Annotated in this window: 20 protein-coding genes and 2 pseudogenes; 15 read left to right on the top strand and 7 right to left on the bottom strand. The window is 71.5% G+C overall.

What is annotated here, in order from left to right:
• The first annotated feature begins 111 nt into the window (after positions 1-111).
• Complete coding sequence (locus tag E4N62_RS16780; RefSeq protein ID WP_230215320.1) at positions 112-876, top strand: hypothetical protein; 765 nt, start codon at positions 112-114, stop codon at positions 874-876.
• Positions 877-963: 87 nt separating this feature from the next.
• Here E4N62_RS16780 and E4N62_RS16785 read toward each other — a convergent pair whose 3' ends face one another.
• A complete protein-coding gene (locus E4N62_RS16785) occupies positions 964-1,260 on the bottom strand; it encodes a hypothetical protein (RefSeq protein WP_230215321.1) in 297 nt (98 codons plus the stop codon).
• Positions 1,261-1,578: 318 nt separating this feature from the next.
• Here E4N62_RS16785 and E4N62_RS16790 point away from each other — a divergent pair, with 318 nt between their 5' ends.
• A complete protein-coding gene (locus E4N62_RS16790) occupies positions 1,579-1,905 on the top strand; it encodes a GYD domain-containing protein (RefSeq protein WP_308185181.1) in 327 nt (108 codons plus the stop codon).
• Between the two features lie 96 nt (positions 1,906-2,001).
• Here E4N62_RS16790 and E4N62_RS16795 read toward each other — a convergent pair whose 3' ends face one another.
• Positions 2,002-2,766 (bottom strand): SUMF1/EgtB/PvdO family nonheme iron enzyme, encoded by a 765-nt coding sequence (locus E4N62_RS16795; protein WP_230215323.1) that lies wholly within the window; start codon positions 2,764-2,766, stop codon positions 2,002-2,004.
• Between the two features lie 168 nt (positions 2,767-2,934).
• On the opposite strand from E4N62_RS16795, the pseudogene E4N62_RS16800 reads away from it, so the two are divergent.
• Positions 2,935-3,444, top strand: a pseudogene (locus E4N62_RS16800) (alpha/beta fold hydrolase); the annotation flags it as partial.
• A gap of 212 nt (positions 3,445-3,656) precedes the next feature.
• Here E4N62_RS16800 and E4N62_RS16805 read toward each other — a convergent pair.
• Complete coding sequence (locus E4N62_RS16805) at positions 3,657-4,535, bottom strand: alpha/beta fold hydrolase (RefSeq protein WP_230215324.1); 879 nt, start codon at positions 4,533-4,535, stop codon at positions 3,657-3,659.
• 137 nt (positions 4,536-4,672) lie between these two features.
• Here E4N62_RS16805 and E4N62_RS16810 point away from each other — a divergent pair, with 137 nt between their 5' ends.
• On the top strand, positions 4,673-6,610 hold the full coding sequence (locus tag E4N62_RS16810; protein WP_230215326.1) for an AfsR/SARP family transcriptional regulator: 1,938 nt from the start codon (positions 4,673-4,675) through the stop codon (positions 6,608-6,610).
• 118 nt (positions 6,611-6,728) lie between these two features.
• Here E4N62_RS16810 and E4N62_RS16815 read toward each other — a convergent pair whose 3' ends face one another.
• Together E4N62_RS16815 and E4N62_RS16820 are read right to left on the bottom strand one after the other, a co-directional pair.
• Positions 6,729-7,043, bottom strand: a complete 315-nt coding sequence (locus tag E4N62_RS16815; protein WP_230215327.1) for a hypothetical protein — start codon at positions 7,041-7,043, stop codon at positions 6,729-6,731.
• Positions 7,044-7,308: 265 nt separating this feature from the next.
• The gene (locus E4N62_RS16820; RefSeq protein WP_230215328.1) at positions 7,309-9,378 is read right to left on the bottom strand and encodes a glycoside hydrolase; all 2,070 of its coding nucleotides are present in this window, start codon (positions 9,376-9,378) and stop codon (positions 7,309-7,311) included.
• A gap of 354 nt (positions 9,379-9,732) precedes the next feature.
• Between E4N62_RS16820 and E4N62_RS16825 the strand changes: the two genes are divergently transcribed.
• Positions 9,733-10,746 carry a LacI family DNA-binding transcriptional regulator gene (locus tag E4N62_RS16825; protein WP_230215329.1) on the top strand — a complete coding sequence of 338 codons (1,014 nt, stop codon included), beginning with the start codon at positions 9,733-9,735 and terminating at the stop codon, positions 10,744-10,746.
• Between the two features lie 4 nt (positions 10,747-10,750).
• Here E4N62_RS16825 and E4N62_RS16830 read toward each other — a convergent pair whose 3' ends face one another.
• Positions 10,751-10,996 carry a hypothetical protein gene (locus E4N62_RS16830; RefSeq protein ID WP_230215330.1) on the bottom strand — a complete coding sequence of 82 codons (246 nt, stop codon included), beginning with the start codon at positions 10,994-10,996 and terminating at the stop codon, positions 10,751-10,753.
• Between the two features lie 277 nt (positions 10,997-11,273).
• On the opposite strand from E4N62_RS16830, the gene E4N62_RS16835 reads away from it, so the two are divergent.
• The 8 genes and pseudogenes from E4N62_RS16835 (at position 11,274) to E4N62_RS16870 (ending at position 20,403) form a co-directional block, all read left to right on the top strand.
• On the top strand, positions 11,274-12,383 hold the full coding sequence (locus tag E4N62_RS16835) for a sensor histidine kinase (RefSeq protein ID WP_374117009.1): 1,110 nt from the start codon (positions 11,274-11,276) through the stop codon (positions 12,381-12,383).
• A gap of 8 nt (positions 12,384-12,391) precedes the next feature.
• A pseudogene (locus tag E4N62_RS16840) lies at positions 12,392-13,198 on the top strand (response regulator); the annotation flags it as partial.
• A gap of 187 nt (positions 13,199-13,385) precedes the next feature.
• Complete coding sequence (locus E4N62_RS16845; RefSeq protein WP_230215332.1) at positions 13,386-14,606, top strand: serine hydrolase; 1,221 nt, start codon at positions 13,386-13,388, stop codon at positions 14,604-14,606.
• Between the two features lie 79 nt (positions 14,607-14,685).
• Positions 14,686-15,963, top strand: a complete 1,278-nt coding sequence (locus E4N62_RS16850) for a Rieske 2Fe-2S domain-containing protein (protein ID WP_230215334.1) — start codon at positions 14,686-14,688, stop codon at positions 15,961-15,963.
• Positions 15,964-16,111: 148 nt separating this feature from the next.
• On the top strand, positions 16,112-16,471 hold the full coding sequence (locus E4N62_RS16855; RefSeq protein ID WP_230215336.1) for a hypothetical protein: 360 nt from the start codon (positions 16,112-16,114) through the stop codon (positions 16,469-16,471).
• A gap of 370 nt (positions 16,472-16,841) precedes the next feature.
• Positions 16,842-18,500: an alpha/beta hydrolase gene (locus E4N62_RS16860; RefSeq protein WP_230215338.1), complete on the top strand. Its 1,659-nt coding sequence runs from the start codon at positions 16,842-16,844 to the stop codon at positions 18,498-18,500.
• 333 nt (positions 18,501-18,833) lie between these two features.
• Positions 18,834-19,868 carry a DUF5937 family protein gene (locus E4N62_RS16865; RefSeq protein WP_230215340.1) on the top strand — a complete coding sequence of 345 codons (1,035 nt, stop codon included), beginning with the start codon at positions 18,834-18,836 and terminating at the stop codon, positions 19,866-19,868.
• A gap of 112 nt (positions 19,869-19,980) precedes the next feature.
• Positions 19,981-20,403 carry a hypothetical protein gene (locus E4N62_RS16870; protein ID WP_230215342.1) on the top strand — a complete coding sequence of 141 codons (423 nt, stop codon included), beginning with the start codon at positions 19,981-19,983 and terminating at the stop codon, positions 20,401-20,403.
• Positions 20,404-20,446: 43 nt separating this feature from the next.
• Here E4N62_RS16870 and E4N62_RS16875 read toward each other — a convergent pair whose 3' ends face one another.
• A complete protein-coding gene (locus tag E4N62_RS16875) occupies positions 20,447-23,431 on the bottom strand; it encodes a SpoIIE family protein phosphatase (RefSeq protein WP_230215344.1) in 2,985 nt (994 codons plus the stop codon).
• 241 nt (positions 23,432-23,672) lie between these two features.
• On the opposite strand from E4N62_RS16875, the gene E4N62_RS16880 reads away from it, so the two are divergent.
• Together E4N62_RS16880 and E4N62_RS16885 are read left to right on the top strand one after the other, a co-directional pair.
• Positions 23,673-24,494, top strand: coding sequence for a hypothetical protein (locus tag E4N62_RS16880; RefSeq protein ID WP_230215346.1), 822 nt, complete (start codon positions 23,673-23,675; stop codon positions 24,492-24,494).
• Positions 24,495-24,601: 107 nt separating this feature from the next.
• The gene (locus tag E4N62_RS16885; RefSeq protein ID WP_184906104.1) at positions 24,602-25,174 is read left to right on the top strand and encodes a hypothetical protein; all 573 of its coding nucleotides are present in this window, start codon (positions 24,602-24,604) and stop codon (positions 25,172-25,174) included.
• The last annotated feature ends 24 nt before the right edge of the window (positions 25,175-25,198 follow it).

Raw genomic sequence — 25,198 nt, forward strand, 5'->3', positions numbered from 1 at the left:
GATGCCCCATTGTGATCTTCGGGTGTACAACCCCGTGCGGATGCCGGCCGTCTGCAAGGCGCGGGAGAAAATGAGCCTTCGGCGCCTTGCCGTAAGGAGATTGGGGATCAGGTGGGGAAGCAGGTCTGGAGAGTCGTCGTAGCGGGTGGTGCGGCGGCGGTGTTCACGGCCATGGCCGCGGCGCCGGCCGGGGCGGCCGAGGGTGGGGTCTCGTTCACCCGTGTCCAGGTGAACGACGGCAAGCCGATTGTGATCGGAGTGTCGAAGGAGGTGGCGGCGCCCGCCTCCTTCCGGATGACGACCACGCACAAGTGGAAGTGGCCGGCGGTGTTCCTGTACCGGGGTGGCGCGGGTGATCGGTTGTGGCACGCCGTCGAGACCAGCGACTGCGTCAAGGTGAGCTCGGGCGTCTGCGACTTCAACGAGACGATGTACTTCGACCCGAGCGTGTGGGACATGCGGAACAGCGAGGCCGGGGCCTGGAAGGTCGGGGCCGAGGTGTACTTCCAGGGCGGCGGCGGTGACACCGACGACAAGAATCTGACGGTCCACGTCAAGCGCAACTCCCGCCTGACCGTGAACGCCTCGCCCGAACCGGTGGCCAAGGACAGGACCATCACCGTGACCGGAAAGGTCACGCGGGCCAACTGGGAGACCAGGAAGTACGCCTCCTACGGAGGCCGCCAGGTGAGCCTGCAGTTCAAGCCCGCCGGCACCGCCTCCTACACCACGGTGAAGAAGGTGCGGGCGAACGGCTCGGGTGACCTCAGGACGACCGTGAAGGCCACCAGGACGGGCACGTGGCGATGGGTGTACTACGGCAACACCACCACCGGACCGTCGACGTCGTCCGGGGACACCATCGTGGTGAAGTGATGTCCGCGGTGCCGGTGGGCTGGTGGGGGCCGAGTCGGCGGTGACGGCGTCGGGCCCGTCGAGGCTGACGAGGAGCGATCCACCGGGTCAGGACGTGTGGCGCTGGCGAGCGCGTAGCCAGCGGACACCCTTCACGGCGTACACGGCGGTCATGAGCACGAAGCCGGCGCAGGTGAGCCAGAACCAGGGTTCCGCCACTGCGAGACTCAGCACCAGACCGCCGATGAGCAGCAGGGAGGCGACGACGTCCAGCAGGTCGAGGCGCGCCTCGAAACGCACCGCCGAGTCGGAGCCGCGCAGTCGGCGGATGACGGGAACGAGGCCGAGGGCCTGCAAGAGGGCCAGGCCGAGAGCGAGCCAGACGAACCAGCCGGGTATGTCCACGGCGCGCACTGTAGCGGGCCTCCGGAGCCCTTGAGTGTTCTGCGTGACAACGCCTGCTGAACAGCTACTGCACCTCAAAGACCACTGGGCCGAGAGTTCGGGACGAAGAGCTCGGCAACAGGTCAGCCGCAGAGTTGGCCCAAGATCACCTCAGCTTCCCGGTTGAGGGCTTCGACGCTGTAGTCCTCGGGCGGTGGGTCGCTCACCGGCAGTGGCCACACTGGTCATCATCCCGGCTGTTCGGGGGATACGCGGGCGGCCGCGGAGACGTATCCCATCCTGTGGGGGCATCCCTTGCTGGGACGAAAGGGAGACATGATGCCGCTCTATCTATCGAGGTTCAGCTACACGCCGGAGACCTGGGCGAGACTCATCGGTCACCCCGAGGACCGCGCGAAGGCCGCTCAGTCGTACATCGAGTCCGTCGGCGGCAAGCTCCACGGTTTCTGGTACGCGTTCGGCACCCGCGACGGATACAACCTGTGGGAGGCCCCCGACAACGTCTCCATGGCCGCGGTCGCCCTGGCGATCAGCGGAGGAGGCGCACTCAGCTCGTTCGAGACGACCGTTCTCCTGACCGTCGACGAAACCATGGACGCCCTGCGCAAGGCCGGGCAGATCCAGTACCGGGCCCCCGGCGCGTAGCGGTCCGGACGGCCGGCACCTGCCGTCCCCTATGGCAGCAGGGCCGCCGTCTCCGCTCCCGGCTGGGGGACGCGCCTCGTCACCCAGCCGAGCTGATCACGTCTCCCGACCGGTGGGCACCGGTTCCACCGGGCGGATCGCGGTGAAGTCGTGGAGTTCGTCGCGGGTGGCGGAGAGCAGCAGTAGCCATTCGTCGCAGCCCTGCCATGGGTAGAGGTCGCCGGCTCCTCCTCGGACCACTCGTGGTCCGTCGCCCGTGCGGGGGCGTGCGTCCAGCGGCGCGGCCGTGAAGTCCGGGATCCACACGTCTGCGCACAGCTCGTTGGTCGACCCCATCGCCGCCAGGCCGAAGGCGTTCTCGGCCGCGGCGGTGCGTTCCTCGTCGGCGAAGTCGTCCAGTACCTGGTCCTTGTCCGGCTTCGCGTCCCCGCGGAAGGTCAGGGTGGTCGTGCCCGCCCGGGCCGCGTACTCCCACTCCGCCTCGCTCGGCAGCCGGAACGGCAACTTGCCCAGCAGGTCGTCCAGGTCGTCCTCCAACCGGGCTGTGGTCGAGGTCGAATTCGTGAAGCTGTCCTCGTACTCGGGCAGCCAGTGCCGTACTTGCGCCACCGTGAGCGGATGCCGGGCGATCAGGAACGGCTCGACCCGTACTTCTCGCACCGGTCGGGCTCGGCCGGCACTGGCGAAGAACACTTCGAGGTCGTCTTCGGCGCCCCCGGCCCGCTCGATGGCACGCACCGTGTCCAGTTCCGCGTCGGACAGGCCCATCCGGAACGTTCCGCCGGGAACCTCCCGGAAGACCACTCCGGACGGAGTGTGCCGCCAGGCTGGTCGGTCGGCCACGATCTCTTGCTCCCACATGGATCCGGACGCTAGCAGCCGGGCTTCCCGATGACGGAGGGGAGTCAGGAGGGTGCCCTCCCGCGTGCTGGGGAATCGGGGAAGGTCCTGCCAGAAGGGGGCCGTTGCCTTCGGTCGAGCCGAAGCTCCGTCGTTGTCACCGGCAGAGCGACTGCTCGTTCAGCGGCCCAGGAGCCCGGCCGCGCCGAGGCGGAGATCGAGCCCGACGTCCGGGGCTGGCTCGCGGGCTTCTACGCGGTCCTGTCCGCCGACACCATGCCTGCCCCGGGCGAGCCCGACCCGCACTTCGTCACCCGCGGCGGCGGCCGGCTGCGTGACCGTTTCCCCACAGGGGTCCTCCCGGCCTGGCTGAGCGAGAGCGACCTTGACGTCTACGCCGGGGAGTTCGAACGCACGGGGATGACCGGCGCGCTCAACCGCTACCGCGCCATGGACCGCGACTGGGAAGACCTCGCCCCGCACCGTGGAGCCCCGATCAAGCAGCCGTCCCTGTTCGTCGGCGGCGCACTGGACGCCTCCACCACCTGGATGTCCGACGCCATCGACGCCTACCCCACCACCCTCCCCGGGCTGTCGGCCTCCCACCTCCTGGAGGGCTGCGGCCACTGGATCCAGCAGGAGCGCCCCGACGAGGTCGACCGCCTGCTGAGCGACTGGCTCGCCACCCTCCACGGCTGAACCGGGCGGTCCGGGAACAGCAGCCCGCGCGCCGACGCGGTGCGTACACCCGCGAGGCGCCGCCCCGCCCTGCCGAGGCGCCCCTTGGTGTCCCCGGGCCGCGGCGGCGTCCGTGGGGAGGCGGGGCTGGTCGGCGGTCGCCTGATTGCGGGGCCCGTCCGGCGCGGCAACGCGAGGGCTCGCCCGGACGCCTCCCGCGGCCCGGGTGGAGCTCAGCGGAGCAACAGGTCGCGGATCGCCTTCGTGATCTCGTCGGGCGCCTCCTCGGCCATGAAGTGCCCCGCGCCGGTCAGCCGGTGGTCCAGGTCCGGCGCCCACGCGTGCCAGACCGCGGCGGCGTCGTAGCCCAGTCGCGCACCCCAGTCCTGCTGGACGACCGTCACGGGCATGGCCAGCTGGGAACCTGCGTCCTGGTCCGCCTGGTCGTGTGTGACGTCGATGCCCGCCGAGGCCCGGTAGTCCGCGACGATCGACGCCACGGCCGCGGCGCTCGCCCGCAGGTAGGCGTCTCGGACCGGTTCCGGCATGGCGGCCGGGCCACTGGACCAGGCGTCGAGGAAGGAGCCGAAGAAGGCGTCGGCGCTGTTGGCGATCATCGTCTCCGGCAGGCCCGGCGGCTGTGCCATGAGGAACAGGTGGTAGCCGACCGCCGCCGGGACACCGTGCAGGACGTTCCACATGTCCAGGGTCGGCACGACGTCGAGGACGCCCAGGTGCGTGAGAGTCTCGGGATGGTCCAGCCCCGCCCGGAAGGCGACCAGGGCGCCCCGGTCGTGGCCGACCAGGGCGAAGCGCTCATGGCCCAGCGCCGCCGCCAGGGCGACGACATCGGCGGCCATGGTGCGCTTGGAGTACACCTCAGGGCTGGTGGCCGCCGGCTTGTCACTGGCGCCGTAGCCGCGCAGGTCGGGACAGATCACCGTGTGCTCGCCGGCGAGCCGCTCGGCGACGTGCCGCCACATCAGGTGGGTCTGGGGGAAGCCGTGCAGCAGCACGACCGGGCTGCCGTGGCCGCCGACGGCCGCGGCCAGCTCCACTCCGTCGGCGCCGGGCAGACGGACGTGGTCGAAACCGGGGACGGTGAGCGTCATGAAAGGCCCCTTCCTGGGGTCGGGGGACCGGCAGAAGCCGTGGTCCGAGGACTGACGGGGTCAGCGTGGGCGACGGCGATCAGCAGCCGATCAGTACGCTTCGGCGGCGCAGACCCGCGGCAGGGAAGATGGAGGCCATGCGACTCGACGTCCTCGGTGCGGTACGGGCTCTCCGCGACGACGGCACCCCGGTCGACCTGGGCGGACCCCGCCACCGCGAGGTGCTCGCCCGGCTTGTCGCCGCCGGGGGACGAATGGTCCCCACCGACACCCTCGTGGACGACCTGTGGGCCGAGCCCCCGGTGCGGGCCGTGGGTGCGTTGCGTACGTTCGTCGCCGCGCTGCGCCGCGCCATCGAACCCGACCGGCCGCCCCGTACCCCGCCGCGCGTCCTGGTCACGGAAGGACCCGGCTACGCGCTGCGCCTGCCACGCGACACCGTGGACGTCCACCGGTTCGAGGACGCCCTGGCCCGCGCCCGGCACACACCCGATGCGCTGACCGACCTCGACGCGGCCCTTGAGGCCTGGCGCGGCCCCGCCTACGCCGACGTGACCGGCTCACTGTGGGCCCAGCGCGAACGGACCCTGCTGGAGGAGCTGAGGCTGGAAGGGACGGAACTGCGCGCCCGCCTTCTCCTCGACTCCGGTTCAGGAGCCGAGCTGGTCGCCGAACTGGGCGCCCACGTCGCCGAACACCCCTGGCGTGAGCCGGCCTGGGGGCTGCTGGCCCGCGCACTGCACCGGGCGGGTCGTACGGCGGACGCACTGGCCACCCTTCGCCGCGCCCGCACGATGCTCGCGGACCAGCTCGGGCTCGACCCCGGCGCCGACCTGCGACGCCTGGAGACGGACATTCTCCAGAGGGCTACGACACTCCAGCCGCCGCATACCGTGTGGTCCGCCGGCGTGCCACTCGGCCCGCGCACCACCGTCGAACTGGCCCGCACCCTGGCCCTGGCGGGTGGTGACGCCCTCATCAACTCGCGGCGCGACCGCCTCACCGCCGTCCAGGCGGCAGAGCGCACCGGAGACATCGCCCTGACCGCCCGCGTCATCGGCGCCTACGACGTGCCCGCCCTGTGGAGCCGGGCCGACGACCCCGAGCAGTCCCGCGCCGTCGTCGCGGCGGCCGAGCGTACGCTCACGGCGCTCGGCACCGACGGCCCCGCCGAACTGCGCGCCCGCCTGCTGGCCACCGTCGCGGTCGAGAGCCGCAGCGCCGAGTTGTCCGCCATCGCACTGAGGCGTGCCGGGCAGGCGGCGCGCGAGGCCGAGGCAGTGGCCCGGGAGCTGGGCGATCCCGCTCTGCTGGTGTTCGCCCTCAACGGCGTCTTCCTCCAGTCCTTCACCCGGCCCGGGCTCGCGGCGGCGCGGGACGTGATCGGCGCCGAGATCCTTGACCTGGCCACCCGGCACAAGCTGGCGAACTTCGCCGTGCTCGGCCGGCTCATCCGTCTGCAATCCGCCTCCGCCCTTGGCGACCTCGACGCCGCGACCGCACACGCCGAGGCCGCCGAGCAGCTCGCCCTCAGCACCGAGGCCTCTGCCGTCCCCGTACTCACCAGCTGGTTCCGCGCCCGGGTCACAGCCGCACGCAGCACCGCAGCGGGCGGGCCGAGCGCCGCCACAGCCGCAGCGCACTACCGCGCCGTCGAAGACGCCCTCGCCGAAACAGCGGGCATGCCGGGGCTGCACCGGGGCCTGTTCGCCCTCGCCCTCCTGGGCCTACGTCTCCTGCACGGCCGTCCCGCGCCCACCGATGCCGCTCTCGACTGGGGCCCGTACCACCCCTGGACGCGCCCCTTGGTGCTGCTCGCCCACAACCGGACAGAAGAGGCCCGCACCGCGCTGACCACGGCGCCCGAACCACCCCTTGATCACATGCAGGAAGCACTCTGGTGCCTGACCGCCCACGCCGCCGCCCGCCTCCACGAGCGCCCGCTCGCCGCCCGTGCGGCGACCGCCCTGCGCGCCGCCCGCCTCGAACACGCGGGCGGGGCGAGCGGGATGCTGACTCTGGGGCCGGTGGCGCTCTACCTGGCGGAAGCCGAGGCTTGCGCCGACAAGGGATGACCGACACCGCGTGGCGCCCGGGGGCCCGTCGAGGGCGAAGCCCGCGACGGGCAACTGACGGCTCAATCAGTCGCCTTCACCAGGCGCCCTCATCAGTCGTCCCCATCAGTCGTCCCCATCAGTCGTCTTTGCGCTGCAGCGCCTCGTCGACCGCCCGTGCCACCTGCTTGGGGAGATCCGCGCGGACTTTGGCCCGCTCCTCCCGACGTCCTTCCTCACGGATTTCCTCTTCGATGTCCGGAGAGATGTTTCCCCGCGATTTCGCTCGCTCCTCCTCGGCGGACTCGCGCACCAGCCTCCTGCCAGTCCAGGGCACGACGAAGCAGAGCAGCAGCAGGAAGAGGAGCGCACCCTGAATGAGCCAGAAGTGGCGCTCCTCCACGATCTCGTCCTCCATGCGGGCGAGCAGGAGAATCACCGCGATACCGATCACGGGTCCCCTGCTCCTGCGCATGACCCGTGACGTAGCGCGAACACCGTCGAGAATCTGCACGAAGACACCACCTCCCGAAAGGGCCTATCTGCTGATTTCTCCCATACGACGGCAATGGAACAATTCGGGTTGCGCCATCGTTCCGACATAAGCCCTTCGTGTGGCGCGAGTTCGCCGGTTGACGCGGTGAATGCCGAAAGGCGCGAGGCATGAGAAAGCCCCAGGTCGATTTCGCGACCTGGGGATTTCTCAGCGGGAGCCAAGGCTATGAAGCCGGGGCCGGCGTCACATCCGTCAGCTTCCAGCGCTGGTTCAGGCCCGAGTTCGGGGTCCAGACTCCGACGCCCGCGCCGTCGTTCGTCGACTGGCCGTGAACGTCCGGGAGTTGGCCCGTGGCCACGTTCACCAGGGTCCATGTGCCGTTGCCCGTCGAGGACAGGATCCACTGGGCGGCCTCGTCGCGCGTGGCCGTGTCGCGTTCCACCACCAGGGAGTCGAAGCGGATGGCCAGGCGCTTCTTCGAGGTCGGCTGCGTCAGGGCGTAGCGCGTGCGGTTGTCGGTCGCGCCCTTGCCGATACGGTCCAGGGTCCACTGCTGGGCGTTGCCGGCCGCCGTGCTCGGCGTCTTGATGACCAGGCTCTTGCCGTCGGGGCCCACGGCCAGGTTCTTGCCGCTCTGGACGCCCGTCAGGGTGTAGCTGTGGTTGTCCTGGAGTTCGGCCTTGGCGGTCGCCACCCCCGAGACGCCGTTGACCAGGAAGGAGGTCACGGACTGGGCCGGGACCGTGATCGTCGCCTTCTTGCCGGTGACCTTGACCGCCTTCTTGCGGATCAGCTTGCCGGCCGCGTCCGTGACCACCGGGGTGATCGTCGCCTTCTTGGAGACCTTGCCGAACTTCGACAGGTCGACCGTCACCGCGCGGGACTCCGTGGTGCTGTTGACGTGGACGACCGTCGCCTTGTCACCCTTCTTCGCCACCGCGGCCGTGCTCGACTCGTCATTGGTCTTGATCAGACGGTCGCCCGGCTTGATGTAGTGCGTGAAGTTGCGGGCCGTGTCGAACTTGGTGTTCGTGTAGATGGGGCAGGTCTTCAGGGTGTCCGACTTGCCGCAGGCGAAGGAGAGCTGGATCGAGCCCCAGTTGCCGCCCTTCTCCGACTCACCGCCCGGCTTCATGTTGTCGTAGTCCTCGACCGGCTGCCAGAAGACCCAGGCCTGGGGCTCCAGCTCGCGCAGGTCGTCGACGATGCGCTGGGCGAGGCCCAGTCCGGGGCGCATGTCGGTGAAGCTCTGGCCGTCGCCCCAGTCACCCTCGACCTCGCTCATCCACAGCGGCTTGTCGGCGGCCTTGGCGAGGTCGCGGACCGTGGTGCGCTGGCTGGTGCCGTAGGTGTGGACGTTCATCTGGTCGACCAGATCACGGACCTCCTCGGGGTAGGAGTTCCAGTTCGTGGCGAACGTGCCGGGGTTCGTCTCGTCCATCGCGGAGATCTTCGCGCGGCTGCGGGAGTCGTCCAGGACCGGGCCGAGCGCCCTGAGGACCTTCTGCTGGAGCTCGGGGCCCATGTGGGCGCCCTCCTGGCGGCCGCCGGTCGGCTGGCCGTCGGCGCCGAGCTTGGTGCCCCAGTAGTTGGTGTTGGGCTCGTTGAACGGGTCGAGGGTGTCGACCTTGATGCCGTGCGCCTTCTCCAGGCGCTCGGTGGCGCCGACCAGGTACTTGGCGAAGTCCTCGACCGACTCCTCCTTCAGCTGGTCCTTCGAGGCGTCGAAGCCGCCGGAGACGTAGCCACTCTCCGTCATGAACCACGGCGGGGAGTTGCTGAAGGTCTCCCAGTGCGTGATGTCCTTCTTGATGCGGTCGACCCACCAGCGCTGGGTGGCGTCGGCCTTCTTGTTCCAGTCCTTCTTGTCGTCGGCGCTCCACCAGTCGACGTCCTCGCGGGTGGTGCCCGCCGGGGCCTTCCACCAGCCCTCGACCGCGCCGCCGGCCCGCAGGTAGTCCTTGACGTCGGGGGCGTTGCCGCCGCCGATGTTGTAGCGGGCGATGTTGAGGTTGAGGCCGTCCTCGCCGAAGAGGAGCTTGGCGAGCTTCTCGCGTATCGCGGGCGGGTAGTCGCCGGTCGCGTTGGCGAACCAGACCAGGCTGGTGCCCCAGCCCTCGAAGCTCTGGCCCTTGTAGGAGGGGTCGGGGCTGACCGTCACGGACGCGGCGGCGGGGGCCGACGTGTCGGCGTGCGCCATCGGCAGGGAGGTCGTGGCCATGGCCGTGCCGGTGGCCAGGGCCGTGATGCCGATGGCTCCGAGGAGCCGTCTCGTACGGGTGCGGTGTGCCATTCGAGTACTCCAACTCTTCCGTGTGCCGCGTCCCGGCGGTGCATACACGGAGATCGGGGCCGACGTTCAGCGCGGTGCGGGGGGTTACCTGGCGAGAGGGTTTCTTGCGGTGCGGTGGTGCTGTTTACTGCGGTTCGTCGTGCTTTTACAGCGATTCGCGGTGCTCTCGTATGGTCTGTCTGGTCTGTCACAGTGGATGTTTACGTAAACATCCACTGAGGCGGATGTCTACACTGTCCGAATCTCGGTGGTCAAGGAGTCGTCAAGAGTCGATTGAGGAGTCGGGGGAACAAGGTGGACACAACCGACGGACGCACGAGGAGACGTGGCGCCCGGCCCCGCCAGGGGCCTTCCATGGGAGACGTCGCGCGGGTCGCCGGGGTCTCCGCCCAGACCGTCTCCCGGGTCTCCAACGGGTTCGCCGGCGTCAACGAGGACACCCGCCGGCAGGTCCTCGACGCCATGCGGGAACTGGGGTACCGGCCCAACAGCGCGGCGCGGGCCCTGCGGCGCGGGGAGTTCCGGACCCTCGGAGTGATCACCTTCTCCCTCTCCACCCTCGGGAACATCCGCACGCTCGACGCCATCGCCACGTCCGCCGCGCGGGAGGGGTACGCCGTCACGCTGCTGCCCGTCGCCGTGCCGACGCAGGACGAGGTGAACGGGGCGTTCTCCCGGCTCGGGGAGCTGGCCGTGGACGCCGTGATCGTGATCATGGAGGTGCATCTGCTGGACGCGGCGACCGTGTCCGTGCCGCCCGGGGTGCAGGTCGTGGTCGCCGACTCCGACGCCGGGGACCGGTACACCGTCGTCGACACCGACCAGGCGGGGGGCGCGCGGGACGCCGTACGGCATCTGCTGGAGCTGGGGCACGGGACCGTGTGGCATCTGGCGGGGCCCGAGGACTCGTTCGCGGCGCAGCGGCGGGCGAACGCGTGGCGCGCCACGCTCGCCGAGGCGGGCGTGGCGGACGCGCCGCCGCTGGTGCGCGGCGACTGGTCGGCCGAGTCCGGCTACCGGGCCGGGTTGCGGATCGCCGAGGAGGCGGACTGCACGGCCGTGTTCGTCGCGAACGATCAGATGGCGCTGGGGTTGTTGCGGGCGCTGAACGAGCGGGGGCGGCGGGTGCCCGAGGACGTGAGCGTCGTCGGGTTCGACGACATTCCCGAGGCCGCGTCGTTCCTGCCGCCCCTGACCACGGTCCACCAGGACTTCGCGGAGGTGGGGCGACTGTGTGTGGAGGGTGCTCCGCAAGATGCGGGAGGGTGGGCGAGAGGGGACGAGACGGAGGGGCACGGGACGACACTCGTACCGACGCGGCTCGTACGGCGGCGGAGTACGGCGCCACCGCCGGGGTCCGCCCGCTGAGCGCTCAGGTGGCGGTCGTCGTCGGCCCGTCGCACCCTTCGCGCCCCGCGCGCCGCTGCTCGTCCCCGTGGCCGGTGACCCTGCCGTACGCCCGGTGAAGGCGGCCGAGTTCCCAGAGCAGGTATCCACTGGCTCCGGCGAACGGGAACCATGTTCCCAGGTGGAAGACGAGGACCGGCATGTACAACAGGCCGACCAGGACGACGAACTTGAACAGGATGGCTGTGTACGGCTGACCGTGTTCGACCATGATGTGCCCTCCCCTGCCGTGGATCCACGCTGCGCGCGATCGCGTGCATGGGCCCCCTCGGCCTCTCGGCCTCTCTGCTTCGCCATGATGCCGCCGGGTCGGCGGCTCCGCGAGGGTCGGCGATTGCTGCGCCACGTATCTTCACAACGCTCCGCTATACGGTGTGGACTCGTGAACGGCATACGGGGGCTCGGGGTTGGTGGGGGCGGGGCGAGGACTCGCGGAGAGGTACCCGTGGGTGGTGGATGTCGGGGTCGCCCTGTTGGTGCAGGGGGCCATGACCATGCCGTTCGTGGTGCCTCGGGCGGTCGGGCTGGCGCCGGCGACTTGGGCCGCGTACGGGATGATGACGCTCACCGTGGTGCCGCTGGTGTGGCGGCGGCGGGCTCCGCTCGCCGTGCTGCTGGCGATTCTGGTGACCAGCATGGTCTACAAGCTGGCCATCGACGGGCCCGGGCAGCCGCTGCCGTACAACGGGCTCGTGATCGTCTACACGGTCGCCGTCCTGTCGTCGCCCCGGAAGCGGCTCGTCAGCGGGGTGCTGGTGCTGATCGCCGTGCCCGTGGGGGTGTGGCTCAACTCCCGGTCGGCGCGTGAACTGACCTTCTCCGCCTTCGTGTTCGCGGCCGCCTACGTCTTCGGGCGGCTCACCGACGCCCGTCAGCGCGCCCACCGGGTGGAGGCCGAGCGGGCCGCCGCGCGGGAACGGGCCCGCATCGCACGGGAGATGCACGACATCCTCTCCCACGCCGTCAGTCTGATGATCGTGCAGGCGGAGGCCGGGCCCGTTGCGGTGCGTACGGCGCCGGAGCGGGCCGAGGCCGCCTTCGACGCGATCTCCGAGACCGGGCGGGACGCCATGGTCCAGCTGCGGCGGATGCTCGGCCTCCTCCGGGACAGCGAGGAGGGCGGCGAGGACGGCAGCGTGGGGGTCGGTGCGGGGTACGCGCCCGGGCTCGCGCCCCGTGCGCCTCAGCCCGGGGTCGGGGAGCTGCCCGCGCTGTTCGAGCGGGTGCGGGGCAGCGGGCTTCAGGTCCGGTACGAGGTCGCGGGGTCGGAGCACGTGCTCCCGGAGGCCGTCGGGGCGGCCGTCTTCCGGATCGTGCAGGAGACACTGACGAACACGATCAGGCATGCGGCGGCCCGTACCGTCACCGTTCAACTGACCTATGGTGACGGCGAATTGGGGGTAGGCGTGGTCGATGACGGGCGAGGGGCTCGGGCGGGGTTCGGCAGCGGTGGGCACGGGCTCGTGGGGGTGCGGGAGCGGGCCGCCGCGCTCGGGGGTACGGCGGAGGTCGGAGCCGGACCCGGTGGGCGCGGGTTCGAGGTACGGGTGCGGATACCCGTGCCGGCCGTGGTCGCGACCGCGGAGGCGGACCGGTGACCGGTCAGGTGATCCGGGTGGTCGTCGCCGATGACCAGGAGCTGGTGCGGAGCGGGTTCGCGTTGATCCTCGACGTGCAGCCCGACATCGAGGTCGTCGCGGAGGTCGGTGACGGGGTGGAGGCGGTCGAGGCGGTGCGGCGGCACCGCGCCGACGTGGCGCTGCTCGACATCCGGATGCCCCGGATGGACGGCATCGAGGCGTGCCGGGCGATCAGTGCGACATGTACGAGCGGTACGAGCAGTGCGAGCACTGCCGGCGGTGCGGGCCCTACCGGCGGTGCGGGCGGCGGCTGTCGGGTGGTCATGCTGACGACCTTCGACTCCGACGAGTACGTGTACGAGGCGCTGCACGCGGGGGCCAGCGGGTTCCTGCTCAAGGACGTCCGGCGGGACGATCTCGTGCACGCGGTGCGGGTGGTGGCGCGGGGCGACTCGCTGCTCGCGCCGTCCGTGGCCCGGCGGCTCGTGGAGCAGTACACACGGCCCACCGTGAACGCCGCCCCGGACCGGCGGCCCGACCCCCGGCTCGACGTGCTGACCGGCAGGGAGCGGGAGACCCTGTTGCTGCTGGCGCGAGGGCTGTCGAACGCCGAGATCGCCGCCGAACTGGTCGTCAGCGATCACACGGTCAAGACCCATGTCGGCAACGTGCTCGCCAAGCTCGGCCTGCGCGACCGTATCCAGGCGGTGATCTGCGCGTACGAGACGGGGCTGATCGCGGCGGGTGACGACTCGCTCTGGGCGGGTGGCACGTTGCCCGGGCGGGCGGGGATCCCTCGGGAGGCCGCCGGTTCCCCGCCTGCCCGGGCCCGGTACGCCGGGCGGGGGTGGAGGTCGCCCGCCCGGGGGAGCCGAGCGCGCCTTGTCCTCCCCCATGTCGGCGAGGAGGCAGCGCCCCTAGCACGCCCTGGAACCGCTCGCTCGGGCGATCCGCTGGTAGCCGCTGGTCAGAAGGATGGGGCCACGACCTGAACACCGGCCCACGTCCCAGGAGTTGACCATGAGGAGCACCACCCGTACGTTGCTCGCCGCCGCCCTCGTGCTGGGGGCTGCCGCCGGGCCGACGGTACTGCCGGCCACCGCGGCACCCGGCCCGGCCCTCGCCCTCGCCTCCGCCTCCGCCTCCGCCACCGCACGGTCGGAAGCACCGTCGTCGGCGGACACCCGGCTCACCACCGCCATGGAGGCCGCCATCGCCGGGCTGCCCTCCGCCGACGCGACCGCCGCACTCGTGCGGGTCGGAGGGAGCGAGGGGGTGTGGCGCGGCAGTTCGGGCGTGCACGACCTCACCACCGGCCGGGCCGCCGATCCGAACGCCCGCTTCCGGGCCGGTTCGGTGACCAAGGTGTTCACGGCCGCCGTCGTGCTGCGGCTGGTCGCCGCGGGGAAGGTCGACCTCGACCGGAGCGCCCGCTCGTACCTGCCCGAGCTGATCCCGGCGTCGTACAGCGGCGTCACCGTCCGACAGTTGCTCAACCACACGCACGGCATCCCCGCGCCCGACTTCCCGTGGACGACCATCGAGGGGGCGTACGCGAACCGCTTCCGGATCCACGACCCCGAGGAGATGGTGCGGTCGGCGACGGCGAAGGAGCGGGAGTTCACGCCGGGAGAGCGGCAGCACTACCTCAACATCGGCTACACGATCGCCGGACTCATCGTCGAGCGGGTGACGGGGGACTCGTACGAGGAGCAGGTCGCGCGGCAGGTGCTGAGGCCGCTCGGACTGCGGGACACGTACGTCCCGGGGGCCGATCCGCGCATCGCCGGCCCGCACAACCACGGGTACCAGCGGATGACCTTCGACGACGGGACGACCGGGCTGCGGGACGTGACCGTGTGGGGCGTGACGGACGGCTGGGCGGCCGGGGACATCGTCTCGACCACGGCCGATCTGGAGCGGTTCACGAAGGCGCTGTTCCAGGGACGGGTCGTGCCGCGCGGGCCGGTGCTGGAGGAGATGTTCACGGTGCCGCAGGTGACGGACCACAAGACGGGCAAGCCCGCCGAGTACGCCGTCGGGCTGGCGCGCAAGGTGCTCGGCGGGCGTGCGGTGTGGGGCAAGACGGGTGGCCGTTGGGGCTACAACAGCGTCGTCGCCTCCACGCGGGACGGTTCGCGCACCCTCGTCTACAGCGTCAACTCCACGGACGCCAAGGGCGGCACCATGAACAAGGTGGCCATGAACGTGATGGTGGCGGCCTACGGGATGCCGTCGTAGCGGGCACGATCAGGACAACTGACCTAGAGATTCGGCTAGTTGGGGTCGCCGGGTGACATCGGCCCCTAGCATCGGCGGCATGCCAATACGTCGGGGCCATGACAATCGGGGCCGGGGTTCGGACCGTGATCCGCGTGCCGACGCGTATCCGATGCCGAGCGTGCCGTACGGGTGGTACGCGGTGCTGCGCAGCAAGGAGTTACCCGCGGGCAAAGTCGTCAGCCTGCACTACTTCGGGCGGGCGCTGATCGCGTTCCGTGGGGCGGACGGGCGGGCCACCGTGCGGGACGCGCACTGTCCGCACTACGGCGCCCATCTCGGCGTCGGCGGGAAGGTCGTGGACGGGACGGTGCAGTGCCCCTTCCACGGGTGGCGGTTCGGGGCGAACGGGCGGTGCGTGGAGGCGCCGTTCGCCGTGCGGACGCCCAAGGTGTCGATCGGCGGGTTCCCGGTGCGCGAGCACAGTGGGCTCGTCCTGGTGTACGTCGGGCCGGACGCGCCGGACGTGCCGGGTGAATCGGGTGCGGCGCCGGGTGCGACGCCGGGTGGAGTGGGCGAACCCTCCTGGGAGGTGCCGGAGATCGAGGAGGCGGGGTCACGGCGGTTCGCCTCGCCCATCGACGACACGTGCCGGGCGCGGATCCACGTCCAGGAGATGCGCGAGAACATCGTCGACGAGTCCCACTTCCACTTCATCCACGGGCAGAGCGAGCCGCCGGTCCAGGAGTGGCGGGAGGACGGGCCGTTCGCCGAGGCGCTCGGGACGATCAGCCGGCGCGTGTTCGGGTGGGACATCCACAACACGTTCGACGCGTTCATGTACGGGCCGGGTGTGATGGTCGTCCGGGTCCACGGGCCCGTGCTGTCGGTGACCGCCGTCGCGCTCAGCACACCCGTCGACGACCGCACGAGCGAGCTGCGGATGCTGTACTACCTGCGCAAACCACGCCGACTTCCCTTCCTCACACCCCTGTTCAAGCTCGTCTTCCGGGCCGAGGCGCTGGGCGAGGTGCGCGAGGAGATACGAATCTGGGACCACAAGATCCATCAGGCCCGGCCGGTGCTGCTGCCCCACGAGAAGGGGATCAGGGCGCTGCGGCGGTGGTACGCGCAGTTCTATCCGGGGCCTGCGGACGGGGCCGCGGCGGGTCCGGACAGGGCCACGGCCGGCTCGGCGGACGAGCGGCTGTTGTTCCGCTCCGGAGAGGAGGGCCTCCCCACGGACGTCATGCCGGTCGAGGAGTCCCTGCCTCAGTCGGCCGCCCGGCGCGAGGGGCACCCGGCCTCCGCGGTGGCGGCCCAGAAGGAGAGCAGGCGCAGTCCCTCCTCGGAGGCCGAACCGGGTTCCGCGGTGTAGATGGTGAGGGCCAAGCCCGGTGCGGCGGTCATCTCCCGGCTCTCCCGGCCCTCGTGGGCGAGGGCGAGGTCGCCGACGGCCTTTGGTGGTGCGAGCGGCGGCTCGGGCTGAAGCCCTGGGCCCGGCCTGCGGGCCCTAAGCTCCCCCCATGGAGCGATCCGAGATCATGCAGCGCGTCGTCGGGATTCTCACCGAGGCGGTCGAGGTACGGCGGCAGGCTCGCGAGAACCCCGGTGTCGAGGTGGCGTTGACGGGTGCCGTCTCCGCGCTGCTCGTGGAGACCCTGCCCAAGATCGAGCTGCCCGCCGACGCCTCCGCGCAGGAGACCGCGCACATCATCACGGACGCCCTGGCACCGGCGATCGTGACCCTCGCCAACTGCTTCGCCTACGCCTTCGTCCACCTGGCCGAGGTACACGACGAGGGCCGGACCGACACGACGGCCGCGGACGTCCTGCGATCCATCTCCTTGCAGTTCGCCCAGCGGGAGGGGAAGCCGGAGGAGTAGGACCGGGCGGGGTGGGAGCCGGCCGGGGACCGGAAGCGGGGACCCGGAACGCGCACCGGAAGCAGGGACGGGTACCGGGCCAGTGACGGGGCCGAGGCTGGAAGCCGAGCCCGGGACCGTAAGCCAGGGCCGCAATCGGGGCCGAAGGCAGAGGCGCCCCCCGATTACCCGTCACGGCCCCGGCGCCGAATCGCCCTGCCGGCGATCCGGCATTCCCCCGCCCCGGCAGGCAGGGTGGAGAAATTGCGTGGGAAGTCGGCCACAGCGGCACCTCTCTGGCGTTTTTGGCCTCTCCTCAGTTAGACATGCTCCGGCCCCACCTTGACCAGTGGGTTGCCGTGGACACGTATTCCCAGGGGGGAACACACTCATGACCACGTATCGGTACGCACCCAGACGTACCTCTCGGCTCAGACTCGTCGGTGCCGCCGTGACCGCCCTCGTCCTCGCCGCGACGGGGACGGCGACCCAGGCGATGGCCGCGCAGGACACCACGCGGCAGCCGCAGTCGGCGAAGACCCCGCCGCCGCCCGTGCCGACGCTCACCTGGACCGACTGCCAGGGCGGGTACGAGTGCGCCGACGCGGACGTCCCGCTGGACTACCGGGAGCCGGAGGGCCGCAAGATCACGCTCGCGGTGGTCCGCAAGAAGGCCGCCGACCCGGCCGAGCGCAAGGGCACGCTCTTCATGCAGCCCGGCGGACCGGGCAACTCCGGCGTGGACTTCGTCCGCAACAACTACGACGACCTCCCGGCCGCCCTGCGCGACTCGTTCGACGTCTTCGGCTACGACATCCGCGGTGTCGGCCGCAGTTCGGCGCTCACCTGCTTCGACGACGCCCGCTACACCAAGGCCGTCACCGACGCCAAGGGCGTCCCCGGCCCGGACGCCTTCGGCCCGGCGGTGCGCGAGGCCGCCGAGTTCAACCAGGCCTGCCTCGACAACTCGGGCGGGCTGCTGCCGTACGTCGGCACGGAGTACGTCGCCCGTGACATCGACCTGCTGCGCCAGGCCCTCGGCGAGGAGCAACTGACGTACTACGGACGGTCGTTCGGCTCGTACATCGGCACCGTCTACGCGTCGATGTTCCCCAAGCGGGTGCGGGCGGCGACGCTCGACGGGGCGTACGACCCGTACAAGTACGCCTACCGCCCCTACGCCTACGACCGGGCCCAGTACCTGGCGCTGGACGGTTCGATGAGCCGCTTCCTCGACTGGTGTGCCGCCGACCAGGCGGTCTGCGGCTTCGGCGACGGCGACCCGCGCGGGGCGTTCGAGCAGCTGAAGAAGGACCTCGACGCCAACCCGGTGACGACCGCGAACGGCGGGAAGGCCAACGGCTACACCCTGGTCTACCGGCTGATGTTCAACATCAACGAGGGCAAGGTCATCTGGCCCTCCCTCGGCGCGGCGCTGAAGAAGGCGCAGGCGCGGGACAACACCTCGTTCCTGCTGCGGCCGCCGTCCCCGGCGAGCTACGACTTCCTCGGCCCGAACGTGGTCGTCGAGTGCGTCGACAAGGCGTACCCGAAGAGCCTGCGCAAGCTGGAGCGGAACGTCATGGCCAACGCGAAGGACGCGCCGCTGCTGGGCCCGGCCATGGCGTTCGGTCCGCCGACCTACGACCACCAGCACGCCACCGCGTGCGTCCAGTGGCCCGCCGAGACGCCCAGCCGCTACGACGGCTCCTTCCGGGCCAAGGGTTCGGCGCCGATCCTGGTGCTCGGCACCACCGGTGACCCGGACACCCCGTACCAGGACGCGGTCGCGCTGTCCCGGCAGCTGGACAACGCCTCGCTGCTGACGTTCGACGCCGAGGGCCACACGGCGTTCGGCCGCAGCGCCTGTGCGACGGACGCGGTCGTGAACTACCTCGTCGACCAGGTGGTCCCGGCCTCCGGCACCACCTGCGCGGACGAGACCGAGCCGCCGTCCTCGGCGCCGAAGACGGCGCCGCCCGGCACGACCCTGAGCGAGCTGCGCAACGGCGTCAACGAGCGCGTCGAGCGCATCGGCGACGCGAGCTGACCGACTCCGTCGACGGACCGGCCACCTCGGCTGACCGGCCCCGTCGACGGACCGGCCACCTCGGCTGACCGGCCCCGTCGGCCGACCAGCCACCTCGGCCGACCGGCTGCCTCGGCCGGTCCGGTCACGTCACGTCACGTCACGTCAATCGACCGGTCATGTCGACCGACCAGGCCCTCGGGTCGACGGCCAGGAGCCGGCGGTCCGGGTCGGCCGGTCGAGCGCGAACCCCGGGCGCCCGCCCCTCCATTTCACGGCGAGCGCCCCGGGGTTCCGTATGTCTGAGCACGTCCGCGGCACGTCGCGCCGCACGGATCTGGGGGGAGCGGGCCCATGGGGCTGCGGATCCACTTCACGTACGACGACCTGGCCAGGGTGGTGTTGGCCGAGGAACCCGACCCGCTGTGGGAGGGGCTGCTCAGCCTGCACCTGCTGCAGAACCGGGACGGCGCCCTGGTCTTCGGCCGCTGGCGCCGGGCGTCGCGCGGCCTCTTCGACCCGGAGCTGCCCAGACTGCGCCATCTCGCGCCGCCGCGCGGCTACTCGGCGGACTTCCTGACCCCGGCCGGGGCGGTCGGCGGCTTCGAGGCGGGCCTCGACGCGATGCTCGCCACCCCCCGCGCCCGGCTGCGGACCGACCTGACGGAGCTGTCCCTCGCCCGCCCCCTGCCGGGCTGGGCCAGGCCGCTCGCCGACGGCGACCCCCAGGCCCTGCGGGGACTCGCCGGCCTGGTCCGCAGACATCACGAGCGGTTCGTCGCCCCGTACTGGACCCATGTCCGGGCCCGCTTCGACGATGCCAGGTCGGTCGCGGCCAGGGCCCTGCTGCGGTCCGGCTTCGCCGGTCTGGCGGCCGGGCTGCACCCCAGCCTGCGCTGGTCGGCGCCGGTGCTGCACGTCGCGGGCGCGCACCTCCAGGGCGACCTGTACCTGGAGGGCAGGGGCCTGCGGATCATCCCGTCCTTCTTCTGCTGGCCCGGCCCGATCGTGCTCAAGGACGGCTCCCTGCCGCCGGTGCTCGTGTACCCGGTGACCCACGACCCCCGCTGGCTGGCCCCGCCGCCCGACGCGCCCGGCACGCACCAGGCGCTCGCCGCGCTGCTCGGCCGGGCTCGGGCCGCAGTGCTGGAGGAGGTGGCCGACGGCCGCACCACGAGCGAGGTGGCGGCCCGGGTGGAGCTCAGCCCGGCGACCGTCAGCCACCATGTGGCCGTGCTCCGGGAGTCGGGGCTGCTGACCAGCCGGCGGATCGGCGGTGCCGTGCTGCACACCGTCACGGCGCTGGGCATCGACCTCCTCGAAGGCGGCACGACCTGCGGCATTCGACCACGCTCGAAAGCCATGGCACCGGCCGAGCGGTGCCGGTGACGATGAGGCGCGGCCCCGGGCCCCACGACCCGGCGTGCCCGCATCCGGCCGACGAACGGCGGCCGCACACCCCACACCCACCGCTCGACACCCCCAGGGGGATCCCGAACCCATGCGTACGAAGCGCTCGTTCCTCGGCACCGTCGGCACCGTGACCCTGGTGCTGGCCTCCGCCCTCACCTCCGGCACGGCCCAGGCCGCCTCCTCCGCCACGTCCGCCGCGTCGCCGACGACCTCACCGGCCGTCCACTCCGAGCTCCTTCCCGCGGGCTCCGGCATCGTGTGCAGTTCGGGCAACTTCTGTGCCTCCGTCTGGGACCCGAACGCAGGCCGGTTCCGCGTCTTCTACTTCTACAACTGCGCCCGCTACTCCCTGTCGAACTGGAACGAGTGGGGCGAGGCCAAGAACAGCCAGACCGGCGGCGCGGTCGCCCGCATCTACGGTTCGAGCGGCAACGAACTGGCCTCCTACCCGGCCGACGGCGGCGTCTACGCCGTCAACTGGGGTCCCGTCTACTCCATCCGCAACTGCTGAACGTGTCCCTGCGGTACGGGGCGGCGGCCACCGGTGGTGACAGTCACCGGCGGCCGCCGCCCCGCCGCTTTTCCCCGTCGGTGTCGGTGTTGGTGCCCACGTCGATGCCGATGCCGATGCCGGTGTCGTCGAAAGGCAGCGCGTCCAGGTCGCCGTCGAAGTCGGCCGGGACCAGGAGGGTGTGCTCCTGCGGGCCGGACAGCGCTGTGGACCGGGGGCCGGGGTCGGTGAGGGACTGTTCGGTCCAGATGCACTTGCCGGTGGCGGTGTAGCGGGTGCCCCAGCGCTGGGAGAGCGCGGTGATCAGCTGCAGGCCCCGGCCGCCCTCGTCGGTGTCGCCGGCCCTGCGTATGCGGGGCATGGTGAGGCTGCCGTCGAAGACCTCGCAGACCAGCGCGGAGCCGTGCAGGAGCCGCAGCCGGACGGGGGCCTTGGCGTGGCGTACGACGTTGCCGACGAGTTCGCTGGCGAGCAGTTCGGTGGTGGGGGCCAGGGCGTCCAGGCCCCAGGTGGCGAGTTGTTCGCGGACGTGGCGGCGGGCCTGCCCGGCGGCCCTCGGGTCGTCCAGGAGGGACCAGGAGGCCATCCGGTCGCCGGTGAGCGCGTGCAGCCGGGCGACGAGGAAGGCCGCGTCGTCGGCCGCCGCGTGCTCGGCGGGCAGCAGGCCGTCGGTGAGGGTGTCGCAGAGGCGTTCCAGGTCGGCGGCGGTGCCGTCCTCGTGGGCCGTGCGCAGCAGCCGGGCCAGGTCGGCCATGCCCTCGTCGATGCCGCGTTTCGCCGACTCGACCAGCCCGTCGGTGTAGAGCACCAGCAGACTGCCCTCGGGCACGCTCAGCTCGACCGTCTCGAACGGCGGCTCGGCCGCGCCGAGCGGCGGGTCGGCGGTCCACTCGGGAAAGCGCACGGTGCCGTCGGGGAGGACCACGGCCGGTGGCGGATGCCCGGCCCGGACGAGGGAGCAGATCTGGGTGGTGGAGTCGTACAGGGCGTACAGGCAGGTGGCGTAGGAGTCCTCGCCCATGGAGCCGACGATGTCGTTGAGGTGGCCCATGATCTCGTCGGGGGGCAGTTCGAGGGCGGCGAGGGTGTGCACGGCCGTGCGCAGCCTGCCCATGGTGGCGGCCTCCGACAGGCCGTGGCCCATGACGTCGCCGACGACGAGGGCGACCTGCCCGCTGGAGAGCGGGATGACGTCGTACCAGTCGCCGCCGACGTCCATGCCCTGGCCGGCCGGGAGGTAGCGGGCGGCCGACTCGCAGGCGGTGAGGGCGGGCAGGTCCTGGGGGAGCAGGGCGCGCTGGAGTTCCCGGGACCGGGTGTGTTCGAGGTCGTAGAGCCGGGCGCGTTCCAGGGACTGCGCGAGGAGGGCGCTGATCGCGGTCAGCAGGGTGCGCTCCTCGTCGGTGAGGCGGCGCGGCCGGTCGAAGGAGACGACGCACACGCCGAAGGTGTGGTCGGACACGGTCAGCGGCAGGAACGCCCAGGACGCCTTGCCCCCGCGGGCGGGCAGGTCGGCGTGCTGGGGGGCGTAGGCGGCGTACTCCTGCGGCGAGGAGATGAACACCGGGACACCGGTGTTGATGGCGTCCCAGGCCGGGCCGTACGGCGTGCGGGGGCGGTGGTTGACGAGGTCGATGAACTCGGGCGAGTAGCCGACGGCGCCGACGTTGTGGAGCCGGCCGTTCTCGACGGCCTGGACGAGGAGACCGCTGGCGGCGAACGGCGGCAGCACCCGCAGCGCGACCGCGTCGACGACGTCCTGCGAGGTGGTCGCCTTGGCGAGCGCGGTGGTCAACGCGGCGATGCGGTGGGCCCGTTCGGAGGCGGCGCGCTCGGCCTCGCGGCGTTCTTCCTCGTGCCGCCGCCGTTCGGTGACGTCGGTGAAGTAGATGGTGCGGCCGTCGGGTCCGGGGACCAGCCGCAGGTGGTAGACGCGGTCGTGGCCCGGCACCTGGACGTCGAACCCGGCGGGCTTCTCCTCGGCGGCGGCCTCCCGGCAGCGGGTCTCCAGGCAGGGCGACTCGCGCACGGTCGGCAGCTCCCACAGCTGCCGCCCGAACAGTTCCTCCTCGCTGAGGCCGAGGGTGCGTTCCGCCACCAGGTTGGAGAAGGTGATCCGCCAGTCGTCGTCGACGGCGAGGAACCCGTCGCTCATGTGCCGCAGGGCCCGGCCGACCGCGTCCCGGGCGGAGCGCGCCTCGTCGCTCTCCCAGCCGACGCCGATCATCCGGTCGGGTGCGCCGTGCTCGTCGTAGGTGGCCCGGCCGCGGGCCCGGGTCCACCCCCAGGTGCCGTCGAGGCGCCGTACGCGGTACTCCGCCTCGTACACGGTGTGGTCGCGGATCGCCCGCTCGGCGGCGGCCAGGGTGTGCGGGAGGTCGTCGGGGTGGACGATCCGCATCCAGCTCTCGATCCTGCCGGAGAACTCGGCCGGCCTGGTGCCGTAGAGCTGGAGGGCGGCCTCGTCCCAGATCAGGTCGCCGCTCTGGATGTCCCAGTCCCAGGAGCCGACGCTGGCCTCCTTCAGCACCTGCCGCAGCCGTTCGGCGTTGGGTTCGGCCGGTGCGGGGCCGGGCGGTGGGGAGGCCCGTGTCATGCGGTCCTGGGTCCAGTCGACGACGGACCGCAGGAAGTCCCACTGCAGGCCGGTGGGTTCGCCCCGGTCGCCGGTGAGGACGGTGAGCGCGCCGACCGTGCGGTCACGGCCGGAGACGGGTAACGCGGCGAGCCCGGTGCCGGGCCAGGCGAGGGCCATGGAGCCGAGCGGGAACCACACCCCGCTGCCCTTATGCAGGGCGCGGGCCGGGGGCAGCGGGCCCTCCTGGTCGATGATCTCCCAGGGGCGGGTCAGTGCGGGCGGGAGGCCGCTGGTCGACACCAGACGCAGGGCCGACATGGGGCCTCTGAGATGCATCATCGCCCCGAGCGCGCCGAGTTCGCCGACCGCGTGCTGGAGCGCCAGCCGGAAGACCTCGCTCTCCGCGACACCGGGCTCCACCGTGCCGAGCAGGGCCAGCCGTGCGTTCATACGGCAGACCCTAACGTTCTACTCACACGTAAGGCAGTCCGCCACAGGAATTCCACAGTCACTCCTGATGCCGTCCCACGCGCCGGTCAGCGGGATCAACAGCATTGAGTGGCAACATATTTGACGCTCACTCAGCATCCGTACGAGGTACGGGCGCCGCCGAGGGCGCCGTGACCAAGATCTGATGAACGTCGTTGGGCCGCTGCAACCCCAGGATCCCGGCCCGACCCCAGCAGGCGCCATGTTCGAGATGTTCCAGGCAGTCAAGACGTTCAGGACGTTGTTCAAGACGTTCGTCGAGCAGTACGCGCGCAACCAGCAGCTCAAACGGGATCTGCTGGCGCAGCGCGGTGAGCAGGAGCGGCGCTGGCGGGAGGAGGACCGGGTGGTGCTGCGGGCCGCCCTCGCCGCGAACCGGGTGGCCCTCCAAGAGCACAACGACACCCTCCGGCGGGCGGCCGGCGTCTCGTACCTCACCCTGCGCTGCCACGAGGACACCTGGACGTTCCTGGCCCGCACGGCGTTCGGTGTCTGGGAGCCCGCCTGGACGCAGAGCACCCGCGACCCGTACGACCGCGTCGGCCCGACCGCGACCAGGGCGGCCCACTTCACCGCCGACCCCAACCTGCCGCCGGGCCGGATCACCAAGGCGGACGGCGGCATGCAGGACGTCCAGTTGTCCGGGCACAACCTGGTCCACGTCCTCGACGCGCTGCACGACGCCACCACCTCGGAGCTGACCGCGACCGGAGCGCGCGCCCGGACCCTCTACGACCGGCTGGCCTCCTTCACCGCCAAACTCGACCCGGCGGCCCCCACCGGCCGCACCACCGGCATCCTCTGGCGGATCGACGACAGTCTGCACAGCCAGTACGTCAGCCGCCCGTCCGGCCCGGGCCCCGGCCGCCCGACCACCGCGCCCCTCCTCCACAAGGTCCCTCCCCACCCCGACGGCCCGCCGCCGCCACCCGGAACGCAACGGTTCGCCCGTGGCGCAGAAGTAGGGCTCGGAGGCCCGGAAGCCCGGAAGCCCGGAGGCTTGGAGGGGGTCCCGCTGTTGTAGCGGTCCCGGGACACTTCCGTGGGGCCGGAGTACAACCTTCCGCCATATCCGGTCGTCTTATCTGATAACAGCGCTACCGCAGCGTTGTGCGAACAAGGGGGGACGACATGCGACGAATCGGAGCCGCGGTTCTGGCGCTCGCGCTCGCGGGGACGGCGATCGGGACGGCGGCGGCCACCGCGAGTGCCGCGCCCGGGGGTGCCGCGCGAGCCGCCGCGGCCTGCCCGACGGGCTGGGGCAGTGGCGTCAAGGGCAGCCCCGACAGCGGTGCCGTGCCGCTGACGGACATCAGGACCGGCCGGCACGACTGCTTCGACCGCATCGTGTTCGACGTACCCGACGGTGGTGACCGCGTCGGCTACTGGGTCCACTACGTCGACCGGCTCCACCAGGTCGGCTCCGGCGACCCGATCCCGGTGACCGGCGGAGCCATCCTGGAGATACGGGTCGCGGCGCCGAGCTACGACCCCGAGACGGGCGGGGTCGTCTATCCGGGCAAGGTCGCCAAGCCCCTTCCCGGGGTGGACCTGACCGGCTACCGCACCTTCCGTGACACCCGCTTCGCCGGCAGCTTCGAGGGCGAGACCCAGATCGGTGTCGGCGTCCGCGCCCGGCTGCCGTTCCGGGTGCTCCAACTCTCCGACCGCCTCGTGGTGGACGTGGCCCACAGCTGGACGTAGGGGCAGAGCAAAGGACGGCCTCGG

Source organism: Streptomyces sp. MNU76 (genome assembly GCF_020982545.1).
Classification (GTDB): domain Bacteria; phylum Actinomycetota; class Actinomycetes; order Streptomycetales; family Streptomycetaceae; genus Streptomyces.